At 61.6% G+C, this 16,636-nt stretch carries 15 protein-coding genes; 12 read left to right on the top strand and 3 right to left on the bottom strand.

Annotation, left to right across the window (positions count from 1 at the left end; all coding sequences use genetic code 11):
* Window positions 1-411: 411 nt before the first annotated feature.
* From ACTIFE_RS17315 to ACTIFE_RS17305, 3 genes are all read right to left on the bottom strand, one after another.
* Entirely contained in the window at window positions 412-1,413 is a 1,002-nt protein-coding gene (locus tag ACTIFE_RS17315) for an adenosine kinase (protein ID WP_439530408.1), read from the bottom strand.
* A gap of 31 nt (window positions 1,414-1,444) precedes the next feature.
* Window positions 1,445-2,335 (bottom strand): prephenate dehydratase, encoded by an 891-nt coding sequence (locus ACTIFE_RS17310; protein ID WP_439530407.1) that lies wholly within the window; start codon window positions 2,333-2,335, stop codon window positions 1,445-1,447.
* A 62-nt stretch (window positions 2,336-2,397) separates the two neighbouring features.
* Window positions 2,398-3,177, bottom strand: coding sequence for a 3-deoxy-manno-octulosonate cytidylyltransferase (locus ACTIFE_RS17305; protein WP_439530406.1), 780 nt, complete (start codon window positions 3,175-3,177; stop codon window positions 2,398-2,400).
* A 154-nt stretch (window positions 3,178-3,331) separates the two neighbouring features.
* On the opposite strand from ACTIFE_RS17305, the gene ACTIFE_RS17300 reads away from it, so the two are divergent.
* From ACTIFE_RS17300 to ACTIFE_RS17245, 12 genes are all read left to right on the top strand, one after another.
* Window positions 3,332-3,877, top strand: a complete 546-nt coding sequence (locus tag ACTIFE_RS17300; RefSeq protein WP_439530405.1) for a c-type cytochrome — start codon at window positions 3,332-3,334, stop codon at window positions 3,875-3,877.
* Window positions 3,878-4,085: 208 nt separating this feature from the next.
* Complete coding sequence (locus ACTIFE_RS17295) at window positions 4,086-5,450, top strand: diguanylate cyclase domain-containing protein (RefSeq protein WP_439530404.1); 1,365 nt, start codon at window positions 4,086-4,088, stop codon at window positions 5,448-5,450.
* A 113-nt stretch (window positions 5,451-5,563) separates the two neighbouring features.
* On the top strand, window positions 5,564-7,453 hold the full coding sequence (locus ACTIFE_RS17290; protein WP_439530403.1) for an extracellular solute-binding protein: 1,890 nt from the start codon (window positions 5,564-5,566) through the stop codon (window positions 7,451-7,453).
* Window positions 7,450-9,324, top strand: a complete 1,875-nt coding sequence (locus ACTIFE_RS17285) for an extracellular solute-binding protein (RefSeq protein WP_439530402.1) — start codon at window positions 7,450-7,452, stop codon at window positions 9,322-9,324. The genes ACTIFE_RS17290 and ACTIFE_RS17285 overlap by 4 nt, the downstream gene beginning before the upstream one ends.
* Window positions 9,325-9,378: 54 nt before the next feature.
* Entirely contained in the window at window positions 9,379-10,488 is a 1,110-nt protein-coding gene (locus tag ACTIFE_RS17280) for a microcin C ABC transporter permease YejB (protein ID WP_439530401.1), read from the top strand.
* A 2-nt stretch (window positions 10,489-10,490) separates the two neighbouring features.
* Complete coding sequence (locus tag ACTIFE_RS17275) at window positions 10,491-11,666, top strand: ABC transporter permease (protein ID WP_439530400.1); 1,176 nt, start codon at window positions 10,491-10,493, stop codon at window positions 11,664-11,666.
* Between the two features lie 33 nt (window positions 11,667-11,699).
* Entirely contained in the window at window positions 11,700-11,942 is a 243-nt protein-coding gene (locus ACTIFE_RS17270; RefSeq protein WP_439530399.1) for a hypothetical protein, read from the top strand.
* Window positions 11,942-12,409: a type II toxin-antitoxin system VapC family toxin gene (locus ACTIFE_RS17265; protein WP_439530398.1), complete on the top strand. Its 468-nt coding sequence runs from the start codon at window positions 11,942-11,944 to the stop codon at window positions 12,407-12,409. Before ACTIFE_RS17270 ends, ACTIFE_RS17265 begins: the two co-directional genes overlap by 1 nt.
* Complete coding sequence (locus ACTIFE_RS17260; RefSeq protein WP_439530397.1) at window positions 12,406-14,037, top strand: ABC transporter ATP-binding protein; 1,632 nt, start codon at window positions 12,406-12,408, stop codon at window positions 14,035-14,037. Before ACTIFE_RS17265 ends, ACTIFE_RS17260 begins: the two co-directional genes overlap by 4 nt.
* Before the next feature lie 90 nt (window positions 14,038-14,127).
* On the top strand, window positions 14,128-15,375 hold the full coding sequence (locus ACTIFE_RS17255) for an AGE family epimerase/isomerase (protein ID WP_439530396.1): 1,248 nt from the start codon (window positions 14,128-14,130) through the stop codon (window positions 15,373-15,375).
* 134 nt (window positions 15,376-15,509) lie between these two features.
* On the top strand, window positions 15,510-15,851 hold the full coding sequence (locus ACTIFE_RS17250; protein WP_439530395.1) for a hypothetical protein: 342 nt from the start codon (window positions 15,510-15,512) through the stop codon (window positions 15,849-15,851).
* A gap of 80 nt (window positions 15,852-15,931) precedes the next feature.
* The gene (locus ACTIFE_RS17245) at window positions 15,932-16,600 is read left to right on the top strand and encodes a helix-turn-helix domain-containing protein (RefSeq protein WP_439530394.1); all 669 of its coding nucleotides are present in this window, start codon (window positions 15,932-15,934) and stop codon (window positions 16,598-16,600) included.
* Window positions 16,601-16,636 lie beyond the last annotated feature (36 nt).

The following is a 16,636-nucleotide window of genomic DNA, read 5'->3' as shown; positions in this document are numbered from 1 at the left end:
TAGAAGAGACCTTGGCTCTCCGGTCCCGGGTCTCCGCTCCGCTGCGCCCGGGATGACGATAGAGGGTTTGTCAGCAGTCGGGTGCCCGGTGGGGCGCCTTTTTTGTGGCTTCGGACGTCTCGATGCCGTTCTGTGCGTCAACATCACTCTCGGTTGTCACCCCGGCCGAGCAACGCGAGAGCCGGGGCCTACTCGCTTCCAGAGCGGTCCGGTTGAGGCGAGGAACGGTGTAGCGAATAGGTGTGAGGCACGACGGGTGCGTCGAAACGGTCGCTCTGCGAATGAGTAGGCCCCTGTGTATGGAAAGTCGGGTCTCCGCTACGCTCCGCCCGGGGTGACATCAACAACCTGCACCACGTCAAAAGGCGCCCTGTGGGGCGCCTTCTGGTCAGTGTTGCGTGGCCGTGTGTCTCAGACCGGAAAACCGGATTGCGCTGCAACGGCCTTCAACGGACGTTCCGGGCGGGCACCGACGTGGGTGATGACGGTGGAGGCGCAGAGACAGCCGAGTTCGGTCGAGGTCTTCAGGTCGAAGTCGCGGGCGAGGCCGAACAGGAAGCCTGAGGCAAACAGGTCGCCGGCTCCGGTGAGGTCGACCACTTCGGAGACCTTCAGCGCCGGGGCATGCACGGTTGCCTCGCGGGTGATGGCCATGGCGCCGTTGCTGCCAAGCGTCAGCGCGGTCAGCTTGCAGGTCTCGCGGGCGGCGGCAATGGCCGTGTCCAGATCAGCTGTCTGGTAGAGCGACTTCAACTCGTGCTCGTTGGCGAACATCAGGTCGACGACGCCGTCGCGCAGAAGGCCCTGGAACTCGTCGCGATAACGGTCGACGCAGAAGGCGTCGGACAGGGTGAGGCCGACCTTGCGGCCGTTCTCGTGGGCGACCTTGGCGGCCTCAAGGAACGCCAGCTTGGCGGCCGGAGGATCCCACAGGTAGCCTTCCATGTAAGTCACGGCCGACGCTGCCACGACGGCGGGGTCGACATCCTTGGGGCTCAGCTCGACGCAGGCGCCGAGATAGGTGTTCATGGTCCGCTCGCCATCCGGCGTGATCAGGATCATCGAGCGCGCGGTCGGTGCCCCGCCCACCAGCGGATCGGTGTTGAAGTAGACGCCGGTTCCCTTCATGTCATGGGCATAGCTGTCGCCCAGCTCGTCACGGGCAACCTTGCCGAGATAGGCCGGCTTGCCGCCGAGCGAAGCGATGCCGGCGGCGGTGTTGCCGGCGCTGCCGCCGGAGATGCGCACGGTCTGGCCCATCTTGTCGTAAAGGCGCAGCGCCTCGCCGGTGTCGATGAGGCGCATTGAGGCCTTTACCAGACCCTCCGCGACGAGGAAGTCGTCCTCGACATGCGCGAACACATCGCAGATGGCATTGCCGATGCACAGGGCATCGTAGGTCACATTGGTCATTTGGCCTGCCTTGTGGTGTCTGGCGGAAAAGTCACTGGGCTGCATTGGGGCGCAGGGCGCGGTTGGCTTCCGGCTCGCGGATCTTTTCGCGAAACGGATTGGCCCGGTAGACGCCGAGGATCTTCAGCTCGGCGCAGAAGAAGGCAAGTTCCTCGAGCGCAAGCGCAACGTGCTTGTCGTCCGGGTGGCCTTCGATGTCGGCATAAAACATGGAGGCGAAGAACTGGCCCTCGAGCTGATAGGATTCCAGCTTTGTCATGTTGACGCCGTTGGTAGCAAAGCCCCCGAGGGCTTTGTAAAGGGCGGCGGCCACGTTGCGGACGCGGAAAATGAAGGTGGTGATCACCGGCTGGCCACTGTTGGCGGCGCGGGCCGGTTCGCGGGACAGGATCAGGAAGCGCGTTGTGTTGTGCTCGGCGTCTTCAACGTTCCGCTTCAGGATATCGAGCCCATAGACCTCGGCGGCCATTTCAGGGGCAAGCGCGGCGGCGGTGAGATCGCCCAGCTCCGCGATCTGGCGGGCAGAACCGGCCGTGTCCGCGCCAACGATGGCCTTGAGCCCGAGGTCGCGGATGATGTTGCGGCACTGGCCAAGCGCCATAACGTGGCTCTGCACGCTTTTCAGGGTCTCGATCCGCGCACCCTTCGGCGCCATAAGCTGGAAGCGGATCGGCATGAAATACTCGCCGATGATGTGCAGGTTCGAGCGCGGCAACAGGTGGTGGATATCGGCAACGCGGCCGGCGATCGAGTTCTCGACCGGGATCATGCCGAAATCGGCTTCGCCCGATTCCATGGTGGAAAAGCAGTCCTCGAAGGTCGCGCAGGGCACGGCCACGTAATCCGGATAGACACTGCGGCAGGCCATGTGCGAATTCGCACCGGTTTCGCCCTGGAACACGATCTTCTTGCGGTCAGACATCAGCGTGGAGGCTTTCTTTCATCTCGGTCGGGGAGTGATGACATGTGAAGGTTACGGCCTTGTCAAAGCCCTGAAAGCGCCTTGCGGGCGCGCTCAAGGTCCTGTGGCGTGTTGACATCCATCGGCGCGCTGTCAACGAGGCTGACGTCAATGCGCATGCCGGCCTCCAACGCACGCAGCTGTTCCAGCTTTTCGCGCTGTTCGAGGACAGATGGCGGCAGGGAAACAAAGCGGTCGAGCGCGCTGCGACGATAGGCGTAGACGCCGATGTGCTGGTAAAGCGGACCTGGGCCGGTTGGAGCGGTGGCGCGGGTGAAATACAGCGCCCGATGGCGCGGCCCGGCTATGGGCGAGGCAATCGCCTTGACGAAACTCGGATCCAGCCGGTCCGCCTCAGTCCGGATCTCGGTCATGATGGTGCCGATGTCCACCTGCGGGTCGGCCAGGGGATCGAAGGCAGCACGGATGGCGGCCGGCTCGATCAGAGGGACGTCACCCTGGAGATTGAGAATCACGTCGTGCCGGCGATCAGGGTCCATCAAGGAAGCCGCTTCGTGGATGCGGTCCGAGCCGGACTCATGGTCTGTCCGGGTGAGGACCGCCTGACCACCATGATCGCGAACAGCCTCGAGGATGCGCGTATCGTCACAGGCCACAACCACCGGACCGATGTCGGCCGCCAGCGCCTGCTCCAGAACGCGGACAATCATCGGTTTGCCGGCAATGTCAGCAAGTGGTTTTTGGGGCAAACGGGTTGCCGCCATTCGGGAGGGAATAACTACAAGTGCGGATGTCACGACCGGCTCCGGTGCGCTCTGGACGGCATCAGGGCGAAAAAGCATCGCCTGATAACGAATTCAGTGTGCCGCGACTTTTATACCTATGGACAGCGGCGTCAAAAAATTTGTAGGTTCCAGCCAAATTTGATGAAGGCAGATTGTGGCTCGCTCCGGAGAGGGTGCGGGCCATGGGCGCGTTAATCTGGAGCCTTACCGAATGGATTCCTTTGAGCTGAACAAGGCCGCAGGTGCGGTTTTGATGGTGCTGCTGCTGACGATGGGTGTGGGGATCGTCTCTGACGTCATTTTCACGCCGACCATCCCGAACCAGCCGGGGTATGAGATTGTGGTGGAAAGCGCCGAGAGCGATGCGTCGACGGTCGAGGCTGTGCCGGAAACAGTGCCGCTGTCCGAGCGTCTTGTCGCGGCCACTGTTGAAGGCGGCGAGAAGGCTGCCAAGAAGTGCGCGGCCTGCCACACCTTTGACAAGGGCGGCGCCAACAAGGTTGGTCCGAACCTTTGGGGCATCGTCGACCGCAAGCCGGCATCGCATGAAGGGTTCTCCTACTCCGCAGCGATGGTCGCCTTTGGCGAGAGCAACCCGGAGTGGACGCTCGAACAGCTTTACGCCTACCTCCAGAACCCGAAGGCGCATGTGCCTGGTACTTCGATGGGTTTCGCCGGCCTCAAGAAGAGCGAAGAACGCGCTGACATGATTGTTTACATGAACAGCATGTCCGACAGCCCGGTTCCCCTGCAGTAATCACAACCTGGCGAAATCGGTTTCACCAAGCCGCGCCCCTCGGGGCGCGGTTTTTCGTTGTTTGAATGAACACAACAATCCTCTTTTTACGAAGCTGTCCTATGGTCAGCTTCTGGTGCTGGCCAATGGAGGCTGGCACAGGGAAGGGATCGCAGTGCTTCGCACGCTCAACCTGCTCAAGCGGCGTAATGGATTCTGGCAAGCCCTGGTGACGGCGGTCGTTGTACTCGGTGTCGGGCTGGCGATGACGACCTATGTCGGCGGCCTCATCCGGGATGCAAATGTCGACCGGCACAAGGCAGTTGCTGTCTCGGTCTTGTCCGAGGCAAGGGCGCGGCTGCTGGGCGCCATTGGCCGTTCGGTATCGCTGGGCACGGGCTTGATGAACTATGTCGTCATCAATCCGCGCCTCGGTGACTTGCAGTTTCGCCGCTACAGCGCGGAAATGATGGCGCTGGATAAGGGCATCCGTTCAGTCGCGCTGGCACCGGACAATGTGCTGCGCTTCGTGCATCCGCTTCAGGGCAATGAAAAAGCGATTGGCCTCAACTATGCGAGCAATCGCGAGCAGTGGCCCGGCATCCGCAAGGCCATGGAAACTCGCTCAGTCGTGCTGGTGGGACCTGTCAACCTTGTCCAGGGCGGACGCGCGATCATTGCCCGGATCCCGATATTCGTACCGGCTTTTGCCGGCGCCGGGGAAAGCGCCAGAACTTACTGGGGCATCGGCTCCGTCGTCTTCGAGGAGGAGGCGATGCTGGCGGCAGCAGACCTGAAGCCGGTGATGCAGGGCTATGAAATCGCGCTCCAGGTTCCTGCCAGCGGTGAGCGCGAAGGCGCGGCGATCCTCGGCGATCCGGCATTGTTTGAAGCCGACGCCGCACGGCTTGATGTGGAGCTTCCCGGAGCCACCCGATGGCAACTCGCCGCCTTTCCGCAAGGCGGCTGGATGCAGATGTCGAAGGAACTGTGGCTGGCCCTGATCGCCGGCTATGGTGCGACCTTGATTGTCGCCGGCATGGGATTTCTGGTCATCTCCGAAATGGTACGTGCGCGCCAGCTGGCGCATCACGACCCGCTGACCGGCCTGCCCAATCGCCGCCTGCTGGAAGACCGGATGGAACAACTGGCGAACCTGAGCGACCGATCGGGCCTCGGCTTCCAGGTGTTCTTCGTCGATCTCAACGCGTTCAAGCCGATCAATGATCAGCATGGCCACGCTATTGGCGACCAGATGCTGATCGAAATCGGCCAACGATTGAGAGCGATGACGCGGCGCGCCGATACAGTGGCCAGAATTGGCGGAGACGAATTCGTAGTGCTGACGCCGGGGACCATGGCCCAGGCAGATGTGACCCTTTTCAGCCGGCGTCTGGCCGCAACCGTCAGCGAGCCTATGCAGCTCGGCAGCATAACGGTTACCGTCCGGGCCAGTGTCGGGATCGCATCCTATCCGCAAGATGCCAAAACGATCCTCGAATTGTTGGAACTCGCCGATACCCGCATGTATGCGCAGAAGAAAGAACGCTTCAACGCCCTGTTTCCGGGGGTGCGGGCAGCCAGCGGATCTTAAATTTCTGTCATCTCCACATTTCTCCGGTGACGGAGCGGCCAGCTGACACTTACACTCTGTTTCAGGTGAACAGAGTCGTTCGTCGGCTCCGCTCTTGCATCGGGAGACAGATAATGACCGCAGGCCCGAAGGCCCCCAGACCCGTCTTTCTTGCCCTTGCGACTAGTCTTTTTCTTGCCCTGCCCATGGTGATGGCAGCAGGGCCGGTTCGGGCGCAGACGACCGAGCCCGCCTGGCATCACGCGACCGCTCTCGCGGGTACGCCGAAATACGGGCCTGATGCGAAGCACTTCGATTATGTCAACCCGGATGCGCCCAAGGGCGGTGTTGTGCGTCTGTCCGACACCGGCGGCTTCGATACGTTCAACCCGATCCTGCCGAAGGGCAACACCGCGCCCGGCCTGGGCCTGATGTATGACAACCTGATGGAGACGGCGCTCGATGAGGTCGATATCAGCGCCTCCTATGGCGTCATCGCCGATGCGATGCGTTATCCGGATGATTACTCCTGGGTTGAATACAGGATCAATCCGAAGGCACGTTGGCACGACGGACAGCAGATCACCGCAGCCGATGTGGTCTGGTCGTTCCAGAAGGCAACCGAACTGAGCCCGCCGCAGAAATTCTACTACAAGAACGTCATCAAGGCGGAGGAACTGCCTGGCGGGATCGTCCGCTTCGAGTTTGACACCAAGGGCAACCGGGAGCTGCCGCATATCGTCAGCCAGGTGCTGGTGCTGCCGCAGCACTGGTGGGAAGGAACGAACGACAAGGGCGAGAAGCGTGATATCGGCCGCGGCACGCTTGAGCCGCCGCTGGGCTCTGGTCCCTATAAGATCAAGTCCTTTGCTGCCAATCGCGACATTGTCTACGAGCGGGTGAAGGACTACTGGGGCAATGATCTGCCGATCCGCGTCGGCACCAACAACTTTGACGAAATCCGCTATGCGGTGTTTCTCGATCAGGCTGTTGAGCTGGAGGCTTTCAAGGGCGATCAGTATGACTTTCGCCAGGAACTCAGCGCCAGTCAGTGGTCAAAGGCCTATGACTTCCCTGCTGTTCGCGATGGTCGCGTCGTGAAGGAGGAGTTCGTCGACAAGGGCTCCGGCCGCATGCAGGCCTATGTACCGAACCTGCGCCGGGAGAAGTTCCAGGACCCGCGCGTCCGACAGGCGCTTAATTATGCCTATGACTTCGAGACCACGAACGAGATCGTATCTGCCAACCTGTTGAAGCGGATCGGCTCCTATTTCGCTGGAACAGACCTTGGCGCAACCGGCTTGCCTGAGGGCCTCGAACTGGAAATCCTGGAAAGTCTTCGCGGCGAAATCCCGGAAGAGGTCTTCACCACCGAGTTCAAGAACCCTGTCGGCGGCAACCCGCAGAACGTCCGCACGAACCTGCGCGAAGCCGTCAAGCTTCTGACCGCCGCCGGCTACAAGCTGGATGGAGGGCGTCTGATCGACCCGAAGACCGGCGAGCAGTTCACCATTGAGATGCTCTATTTCGACAAGAGCGCCGAACGGAACCTGTTGCCCTATTCCAAGAACCTGGAAAGCATCGGCATCAAGACGATCCTGCGCATCGTCGACCAGCCGCAATATATCAACCGGATCAACGCGCGTGATTTCGATATGGCAACGCTGGTCTGGGGCCAGTCGCTGTCTCCGGGCAACGAACAGCGGGACTACTGGGGCTCTGAAGCGGCGGACCGGGAGCAGTCGCGCAACTACGCCGGCATCAAGAACCCGGCGATCGACAAGCTGATTGACCGGATCGTATTCGCCAAGGATCGCGAGGAACTGCTGGCGGCAACCAAGGCGCTCGACCGGGTGCTACTGTGGAACCACTACGTAGTGCCGCAGTTCTATGCCGACGTGGACCGCACAGTGCGTTGGAACCGCTTCGGTCACCCCAAGACCATGCCGGAGTTCACTTTCGCTTTCCCCACCATCTGGTGGTACGACGAAGCGCTGGCGGCCAAGACGGGAGCGATCAAATGACCGATGCAACGAGCCTTTCGCGCCGCACCGTCCTGAAACTTTCGGCCGCTGCTGCGGCCAGCATGACGCTGCCGCTCGGCAGTCTTGCCGAGGCGCAGACTTCGTTGAAACATGGCCTGTCGGTGTTCGGCGAGCTGAAATACGGCCCCGGTTTCGAGGCCTTCGACTATGTGCGCAAAGACGCACCGAAGGGCGGAAAGTTCGCCTTTTCGGCGCCAAGCTGGGTGTTCAATCAGAATCCTCAAACCTTCAACACCTTCAATACTTTTGTACTGAAGGGCGATGCCCCGCCGCGGATGGAACAGTGCTTCGACGCGCTGATGGTGCGGGCGCTGGACGAGCCTGATGCCATCTACGGGCTGGTCGCCTCCGGCGTCGAGATCTCCGCCGACGGCAACAGCTACATCTTCCATCTGCGCCCGGAAGCGAGGTTCCATGATGGCTCGAAGCTGACGGCGGAAGATGTCGCGTTTTCCTTCAACCTTCTGAAGGTATCCGGACATCCTCAGATCAGCCAGGCGATCCAGGAGTTTACCGAGGCGAAGGCGCTGGATGAGGCGCGGGTCGAGGTTGTTTTCTCGGGCAAGCAGACCCGGCAGCTGCCGCTGATCGTGGCCACTCTGCCGATCTTTTCCAAACGCTACTACAGTGCCTACGACTTCACCCAGTCGACGCTGACGCCGCCGCTGTCCTCCGGCCCGTACAAGGTTGGAGCGCATGAGGTGGGGCGGTTTGTCGAGTTCCACAGGGTTGCCGACTGGTGGGCCAAGGACCTGCCAGTGGCCGTCGGTCAAAACAACTTCGATATCATCCGCATCGAGTTTTTCCGGGAACGGCAGGTAACCTTCGAAGCCTTCAAAAAGGGGTTGCTGACCTATCAGGAAGAGTTCTCATCCAAGACCTGGAGTACCGAGTACACGTTCCCTGCCGTCACCGAAGGCAAGGTTTTGAAGAAGGAGTTTCCTGACAACCGGCCGAGTGGTGCCCAGGGCTGGTTCTTCAACACCCGCCTGCAGAAGTTCGCCGATCCACGCGTGCGCCGTGCGCTTGGGTTGGCGTTCGACTTCGAATGGTCGAACCAGAACCTGTTCTACGGCATGTACAGCCGTACCCAGTCGTTCTTCCAGAACTCCGACATGATGGCAACGGGGTTGCCCGACGCTGCAGAACTGGCCCTGCTGGAGCCCTATCGGGATCGCTTGCCAGGAGAGGTCTTTGGCGAACCAATCCTTGCACCCGCCTCCGACGGGTCGGGTAATGACAGAAAGCTGCTGCGCGAGGCCTCCGAACTGCTCACAGAAGCCGGCCTGATGCGCAAGGACGGGGTTCTTCTGGGGCTGGACGGAAAGCCCTTCACCATTGAGTTCCTCGACGATTCCTCCGCCTTCGACCGGGTCGTCCAGCCTTATATCGCAAACTTGAAACGGCTTGGAGTTGCGGCAACATCCCGCATTGTCGACCCGGCGCAATACCAGGCGCGCACGAATGACTACGACTTCGAAGTAACTGGCCGGCGCTATTCCCTTTCGGCGACCCTCAGTAACAGCACCCGCGACATGTGGGGGAGCAAGGCTGCCGGAACGCCCGGCAGCTACAATCTTGCCGGGATCAAGGACCCGGTGGTTGATGCCTTGCTCGAGAAAGCGCTCGCTGCCAGAACGCGCAAGGAGATGGTGATTGCGGCCCGGGCGCTCGACCGGGTGCTGCGGGCCGGCCATTACTGGGTTCCCCAGTGGAACAAGCCCTATCATTCGGTGGCCATCTGGGATGTCTTCGGTTATCCGGATGAACCGCCATTCTATGATTTCCCGGTTGAAACCACTTGGTGGTTCGACAAGGACAAGGCCGCGAAGATCGGCATCGCGGGCTGATCGCTTCCAGCGGAAGCCGGTGATGCCGCACGCGAGAAGGAAAATACCGAAACGATGGGCGCTTACATCCTCCGACGCCTGCTGCTGATGATCCCGACCCTGGTCGGGATCATGGCCATCAACTTCATCATCATCCAGTTTGCGCCGGGTGGCCCTGTCGAGCGCGTCATCGCGCAATTGCAGGGCAATGACGTCTCCGCAACGTCGCGGATCAGTGGCGGCGGCAATGATTTCGGTGGCGGCACCCAAAGCCAGCCGACGGCGGGCGACAGCCTCTCGACCAAGTATCGTGGCGCACAGGGGCTTGATCCGGAGTTCATCAAGGAACTGGAGGCGCAATTCGGCTTTGACAAGCCGCCACTCGAACGGTTTCTCGTGATGCTCTGGAACTATGCCCGCTTCGACTTCGGTGACAGTTACTTCCGCGACATCCGCATCATCGACCTGATCCTCGAAAAAATGCCGGTCTCAATCTCGCTCGGGCTCTGGATGACGCTGATTTCCTACTCGATCTCGATCCCGCTCGGTATCCGCAAGGCGGTGAAGGAGGGGACACCTTTTGACGTGTGGACTTCAGGGATCATCATTGTGGCCTATGCCATCCCGAGCTTTCTCTTTGCCGTGATGCTGATCGTGTTCTTTGCGGGCGGATCGTTCCTTGACTGGTTCCCGCTGCGCGGCCTCACCTCCGACAACTGGGCGCAACTCTCCTGGCCGGAAAAGATCCTCGACTATTTCTGGCACATGACCCTGCCGCTGGTGGCGATGGCGCTGTCAGCCTTTGCCACCACGACGTTGCTGACGAAGAATTCGTTCCTGGAAGAAATTCGCAAGCAGTATGTTGTGACTGCGAGAGCCAAAGGCTTGAGCGAAAAGCAAGTTCTCTATGGCCATGTATTCCGCAACGCCATGCTGATCGTGGTTGCGGGCTTCCCGGGCGCCTTTATCTCCGCGTTCTTCGCCGGGGCGCTGCTGATCGAGACGATCTTCTCACTGGATGGGCTCGGCCTGCTCGGCTTTGAGTCCGTGATCAACCGTGATTATGCCGTGGTGTTTGCCACGCTCTACATCTTCTCGCTCATGGGGCTGCTGGTGAACCTACTTTCAGATCTGATGTACACGTGGATTGATCCGCGCATCGACTTTGAAAGTCGGGAGGTTTGACGATGACGTCCGGGGATCTCGACAAGGCAGGCTTCGAAACAATCAATCCGCTGCCGGCCGAGGTGGTGCCGCCACCCCGTCGTCGTGGGCTGTCGCCGCTCAACCGGCGTCGGATTGCCAATTTTACGGCGAACCGACGCGGCTACTGGTCGCTGTGGGTCTTCCTTGTGCTGTTCGGCCTGGCGATGGGGGCAGAGTTTTTCACCAATGACCGGCCGATCCTGGTGTCCTACAAGGGCGAAATGCTTGCCCCGGTGTTCGTAGACTATCCGGAAGAACGGTTCGGTGGCTTCCTGGCTGTCACGGACTACCGCGATCCTTATATCCAGGACGAGATCAACGCCAACGGCTGGATGCTGTGGCCGCCGGTGCGCTATTCCTATCGCAGTGTCAACAAGGATATCCCGGTTCCGGCTCCCGCCCCTCCGTCGTGGATGATGGACAAGGAGAAGCGCTGTTCACGCTATCCGCTCGGCGCGGCCGATCCCAACTGCACCATTGGCAACTGGAACTGGCTGGGCACCGACGACCAGGGCCGCGACATTCTCGCCCGCTTGGTCTACGGCTTCCGCATTTCGGTTTTGTTCGGTCTGGCGCTGACGCTTGCCTCCTCCGCCATCGGAATTGCGGCCGGTGCGGTGCAGGGGTTCTACGGCGGCTGGATTGATCTGGGCTTCCAGCGCTTCATCGAGATCTGGTCGGCGATCCCCACGCTCTACCTCATCTTGATCATTTCCTCGGTGCTGGTGCCCGGGTTCTGGACCCTGTTCTGGATCCTGCTGGCCTTCTCCTGGGTGGCCTTGGTCGGCGTGGTGCGGGCGGAGTTTCTGCGTGGACGGAACTTCGAATACATCGCCGCCGCGCGGGCGCTTGGTGTGTCCAATGGCATCATCATGTGGCGCCACCTGCTGCCGAACGCCATGGTGGCGACGCTGACCTTCATGCCCTTCATCCTCAACGGCTCGATCTCGACGCTCACCGCACTGGATTTCCTCGGTTTCGGCCTGCCGCCGGGCTCCGCCTCGCTGGGTGAACTGCTGGCCCAGGGCAAGAACAACCTCCAGGCGCCGTGGATCGCAATCACCGGCTTCATCGTCGTCTCGACCATGCTGAGCCTCCTGATCTTCATCGGCGAAGCCGTCCGCGACGCCTTCGATCCGCGCAAGAGCTTTGTGTGATAGGGTGGGGCGGGCTGGAAGGAGCGCTTTGCCATGCAGAAGATCGTTAGAGCTCACTACCCGGTCGATCAACTCCCGGAAGACCTGCGTGGAGACATGCAGACGGGAACCTTCGTGCGTGTCGTGATCGAGGTTGAGGAGAAGCCCCGGTCGCGGCCCATCGACCCCGACCTCCGTACGCAGCTGGAGCAGGTCCGCGCCTTGCTGGCCGATCGTGTCACAGTCGAAGAGGCGAGCGAACGGGTGCGTCGCTCGCGTTCGGAGTGGGACGACTGATGGACCGGGTGCAACGGCTGTATCTGGACACGAACATCTTCATTCTGCTTGGAGAAGGGGAGGAGGATGAACGGCGCGACCTCCTGCTTGATCTGGTGAAGAACCAGGCAGATGCGCGGGACAGGTCGTTTCTTGTCACCAGCGAACTAACGCTTGCGGAACTGCTTGTGCACCCCTTCCGCCGTCATGACACACTGCTGTCGGACCTTTATGCGAGCTGGGTTCATCCGGACTGTCTCTGGATGGAGGTTTTGCCGGTGCAGCGCGAGATCCTGATCCAGGCGTCTGTCATCAGGCGTGACCAGCGCACTGTGAAGCTCCCGGATGCCATTCACCTGGCAACCGCCGCGAATGCCGGATGCAGCCATTTTCTATCTTTCGATGCCGGTATCCCCTCGTTCAGGGATGTGACGATACTTGTGCCGACCTCAGACCTGTTGCAGATGATTGCGAGACAACGCCAATGACCGAGACGCCCCTTCTGTCCGTCAAGGACCTCAGCGTTGCCTTCACCCAGAATGGGCAGACCAGCCTGGCCGTTGACCGGGTGAGCTTCGACATCCGGCCCGGCGAGACCCTGGCGGTCGTGGGGGAAAGCGGGTCCGGCAAGTCGGTGACGGCGCTGTCGATCCTGAAGCTGCTGCCCTATCCGGTTGCCTCCCATCCGGGCGGCACGATCCACTTCAAGGACCGGGAATTGGTCGGCGCGGACGAGGACGCGATGCGCAAGCTGCGCGGCAACGACATTTCCATGATCTTCCAGGAGCCGATGACCTCGCTCAATCCGCTGCACACGGTGGAAAAGCAGATTGCCGAGATCCTGCGCGTGCACCGTGGCATGGGCGAGACAGCCGCGCGTGCGCGGGTCATCGAACTGCTGACCCAGGTCGGTATCCGTGATCCGGAAACCCGGCTCGGGTCCTATCCGCACCAGCTGTCGGGCGGTCAGCGCCAGCGCGTGATGATCGCCATGGCGCTGGCCAACGAGCCTGACCTGCTGATCGCCGACGAGCCGACGACGGCGCTGGACGTGACCGTGCAGGCACAGATCCTGAAGCTTCTGAAGGATCTGCAGCAGGCGCGCGGCATGGCGATGCTGTTCATCACCCATGACCTCGGCATCGTGCGCAAGATCGCCGACAAGGTCTGCGTCATGACCAAGGGCCGGGTTGTCGAGGCGGGCCCGGTGGAAGAGGTGTTCACCCGGCCGCAGCATGCCTACACGCAGCATCTGCTGGCGGCCGAGCCAAAGGGCCAGCCGCCCGCCGAAGACCTGACGCGCCCGATTGTCGTGGAGACGAAGGACCTGCGCGTCTGGTTCCCGGTCAAACGCGGGCTGATGCGGCGCACGGTCAGCCACATCAAGGCGGTTGACGGCATCGACCTCACCTTGCGCGAAGGACAGACGCTGGGCATCGTCGGCGAAAGCGGCTCGGGCAAGACGACGCTGGGCCTCGCCATCCTGCGGATGATTTCGTCCACCGGCCAGATTGCCTTCAACGGCAACGAGATCTCGAAGTTCTCGTGGAAGGACATGCGCCCGCTCCGGCGGGACATGCAGATCGTGTTTCAGGATCCCTTCGGCGCGCTCAGCCCGCGTATGTCCGTCTCGGACATTGTCGGCGAAGGGCTTGCCGTGCATCACCCGCGGCTGTCGGCGGACGAGCGGGACGCGCGGGTGGCGGCGGCGCTGGTCGAGGTCGGTCTCGATCCCTCAACCCGCTTCCGCTATCCGCATGAGTTCTCCGGCGGCCAGCGCCAGCGCATCTCAATTGCCCGCGCGCTGGTGCTCGAGCCGAAGTTCGTCATGCTGGACGAGCCCACCTCGGCGCTCGACATGAGCGTGCAGGCGCAGGTGGTGGAGCTTCTGCGGGAGCTGCAGAAGAAGCGCGGCCTTGCCTATCTCTTCATCTCGCATGACCTGAAGGTGGTGCGCGCGCTGGCCAATGACGTGATCGTCATGCGCCATGGCAAGGTGGTGGAATCGGGCCGGGCGACGGATATCTTCGACGCTCCACAATCCGACTACACGCGCGCGCTGATGGCGGCCGCCTTCAACCTCGAAGCGGCGGAAGTTGGCGCTGTCAGCGAATGAGGCCTGGATGGTGGCCTTTTACCGGGAGCCCTTGCTGCTGGATTGCCCCTGGCGGTGTCTTGGCCGACGACGTGGTCCGAAGGAGATGACATGACAGACCGCTTTGCTCTGGCCAGTCCCGGCTGCGAGACAGACTGGCTGAGCGACCCTGTTCACCGGGCGTACCTGCGCCATGACGCGGCCCGCCAGTTTTCTTTCTTTGAGGCCAGTTGCCGGCCGGCCGGCGGGTTCTGGACACTCGATTATGCAGGCCAGCCGCTGCGCGACGAGCCGCAGGAACTGCACACCACGACACGCCTCGTCCATTCCTATGCCTTGGGCAAGCAGGCCGGGTTGGTAACCTCCGATGCGATTATTGACCAGGGCATGGCCTATCTTTGGTCGCATCACCGGGACACGGCCCATGGTGGCTATGTCTGGGCCCTGCATGGCAAGCATGATATCGTTGATGCGCGAAAGCTTGCTTACGGCCATGTCTTCGTGCTGCTCGCCGGTGCCAGCGCTCTGGAAGCTGGACATCCGGATGCGCAGCGGCTGATTGACGACGTATGGGCGATCCTCGACCGGCATTTCTGGGAAGAGGACGCAGGCCTCCTGTGTGATGAATTCAATCGCGACTGGACGCCATTTTCCTCCTATCGCGGCATGAATGCCAACATGCATGGCGTTGAGGCGTTGCTCGCAGCTTATGAGGCCACGGGTAACGAGCCGTTCCTGACGCGGGCAGGTCGCATCCTGGCGTTCTTCATCGGCAGGATGGCGCCGGCGCATGGCTGGCGGTTGCCTGAACACTACACGGCGGACTGGACCGTTGATCCGGATTATGCTGGCAATCCGATGTTCCGCCCGGCCGGGACGACGCCCGGCCATTCCTTCGAGCTTGGCCGCTTGCTGCTGCAATATTGGGATCTCGCTGGACGCCCGGACTGCGACATGCAGCAGTCGGCACGGCGGCTGATCGACCGGGCGCTGATCGACGCCTGGGACGAGAAGTGTGGCGGCTTTGCCTATACGGTCAACTTCGATGGCAGCGTGGACAATCCGAACCGGTACTGGTGGCCGGTGACGGAAGCAATTGGTGCCGTGGCCACGTTGCTGAAGCTCGATCCTCAGCCGATTGATCATGCTTGGTATGCACGGCTCTGGCGGTTTGCGGACGGGCATTTGATCGACCGTGCCCGTGGCGGCTGGTACCCTGAGCTCGCGGTCGACAACAGCCTCGCCATGTCCCAGTTCAAGGGCAAGCCGGACATCTATCACTCAGTGCAGGCGGCACTGTTCCCGCTTGTCCCCGGCGTGTCGCGCATGTCCAGCGGACTGGCGGCCTTGGCCGGCTGACACTGTTCGCGACTGCGGGCAATGCGTCGCATGGCCGTTCCACCTTCGCGTCTGCTAGATGTCATCGGGAAGGGGCTTTCTGGATGATACGACCGCTGACGGCCATGGCTGCCTGCTTGCGCCTTGTTTGCGCCATGGCCATGCTTGTCCTTGGTTTCGCTCATCATGCCCCGAGCCTTGATGCGCGTGGTTTATCGGCCTCTGAACTGGCGCAATACGTTCTGCCCGACGGCACGCTGCCCGACTTCTGCCTGAGCATCCAGGAAGACGGATCAGGCACAACGGTGAAAAAATCCGAGTGCGTGGCCTGCCGCATCGGCAATGGGCTGGTGCCTCCCTCGCGCCACGATGTGGACGGCGAGCGCATTGCAGTCCGGCTCAAGCCCCTATGGCCGCCGCGGGATCTCGGCACGCCTGACAGCCCTTTGGCGGCAATGGCGTTGCCTCGGGCGCCACCAGCACCCCATCCAGCCTGAACCCTGACCGGCTCCGCCGGTTGTTGTGTTTGCGAGCCGGCGCGGGTTTTGCCGCTGCCTGGCGTTGCCGGATGTCCCCTATGCTTGCCACTTCCAAGCCTCTTGCAGGTACGGCCGTCGTTCCCATTGACGGTTTGATCCGTCCCGGCAATCGCTCCGAAAAGCGGATTGCCATTGTTCCCGCGCGCACCCGTGTGTTCCTGCCGGGCATCGACCGAAGTGAAACTTTCCGCATCAAGTCGGGTTGCATTGCCTTGTTTCAGTTGCTTCCCGACGGGCGGCGGCAGATTGTTGATATTCTTGGCCCGGAGCGCCTGTTCGGCCGCGGCATCTCAGACCTGCACCAATGCGGCGCAGAATCGCTGTGCGAGACGGAAGTTGAACTGCTCACCGCGATGCGGCGATCGCTTGAGATCGAGATCAATCAGGCGGTGAGGCAGATGCTTCGGCGGGCCCAGGCACATGCGACATTGCTTGGCCGCAAGACAGCAGGCGAGCGCATTGCCTCAGCCCTGATCGATCTTGCCGGACAGTTCGCCGAAAACGGTGGCAACGCGTTTCAGCTTTATCTGACGCGGACAGACCTTGCCGACTGGCTCGGTCTGACCCTCGAAACCGTGAGCCGCTACCTCAACCGTTTCCGGCGCGAGGGGCTCATCGATTTTGCAGGCGCAAATCACATCAGCCTCAGGGACCGGACCGCACTGACCCAGATTGCCAGTGGCCGCAACCTGGCGCTGGTGCAGTGAAACCACCCGGCTCCGTCTGTACCCGGAGCCGGCCAA

It is taken from the genome of Pannonibacter sp., assembly GCF_051860505.1.
Lineage (GTDB): Bacteria > Pseudomonadota > Alphaproteobacteria > Rhizobiales > Stappiaceae > Pannonibacter.
Note: the sequence above shows the minus strand (reverse complement) of the source record. Positions and strands in the feature narration are given on the sequence as shown.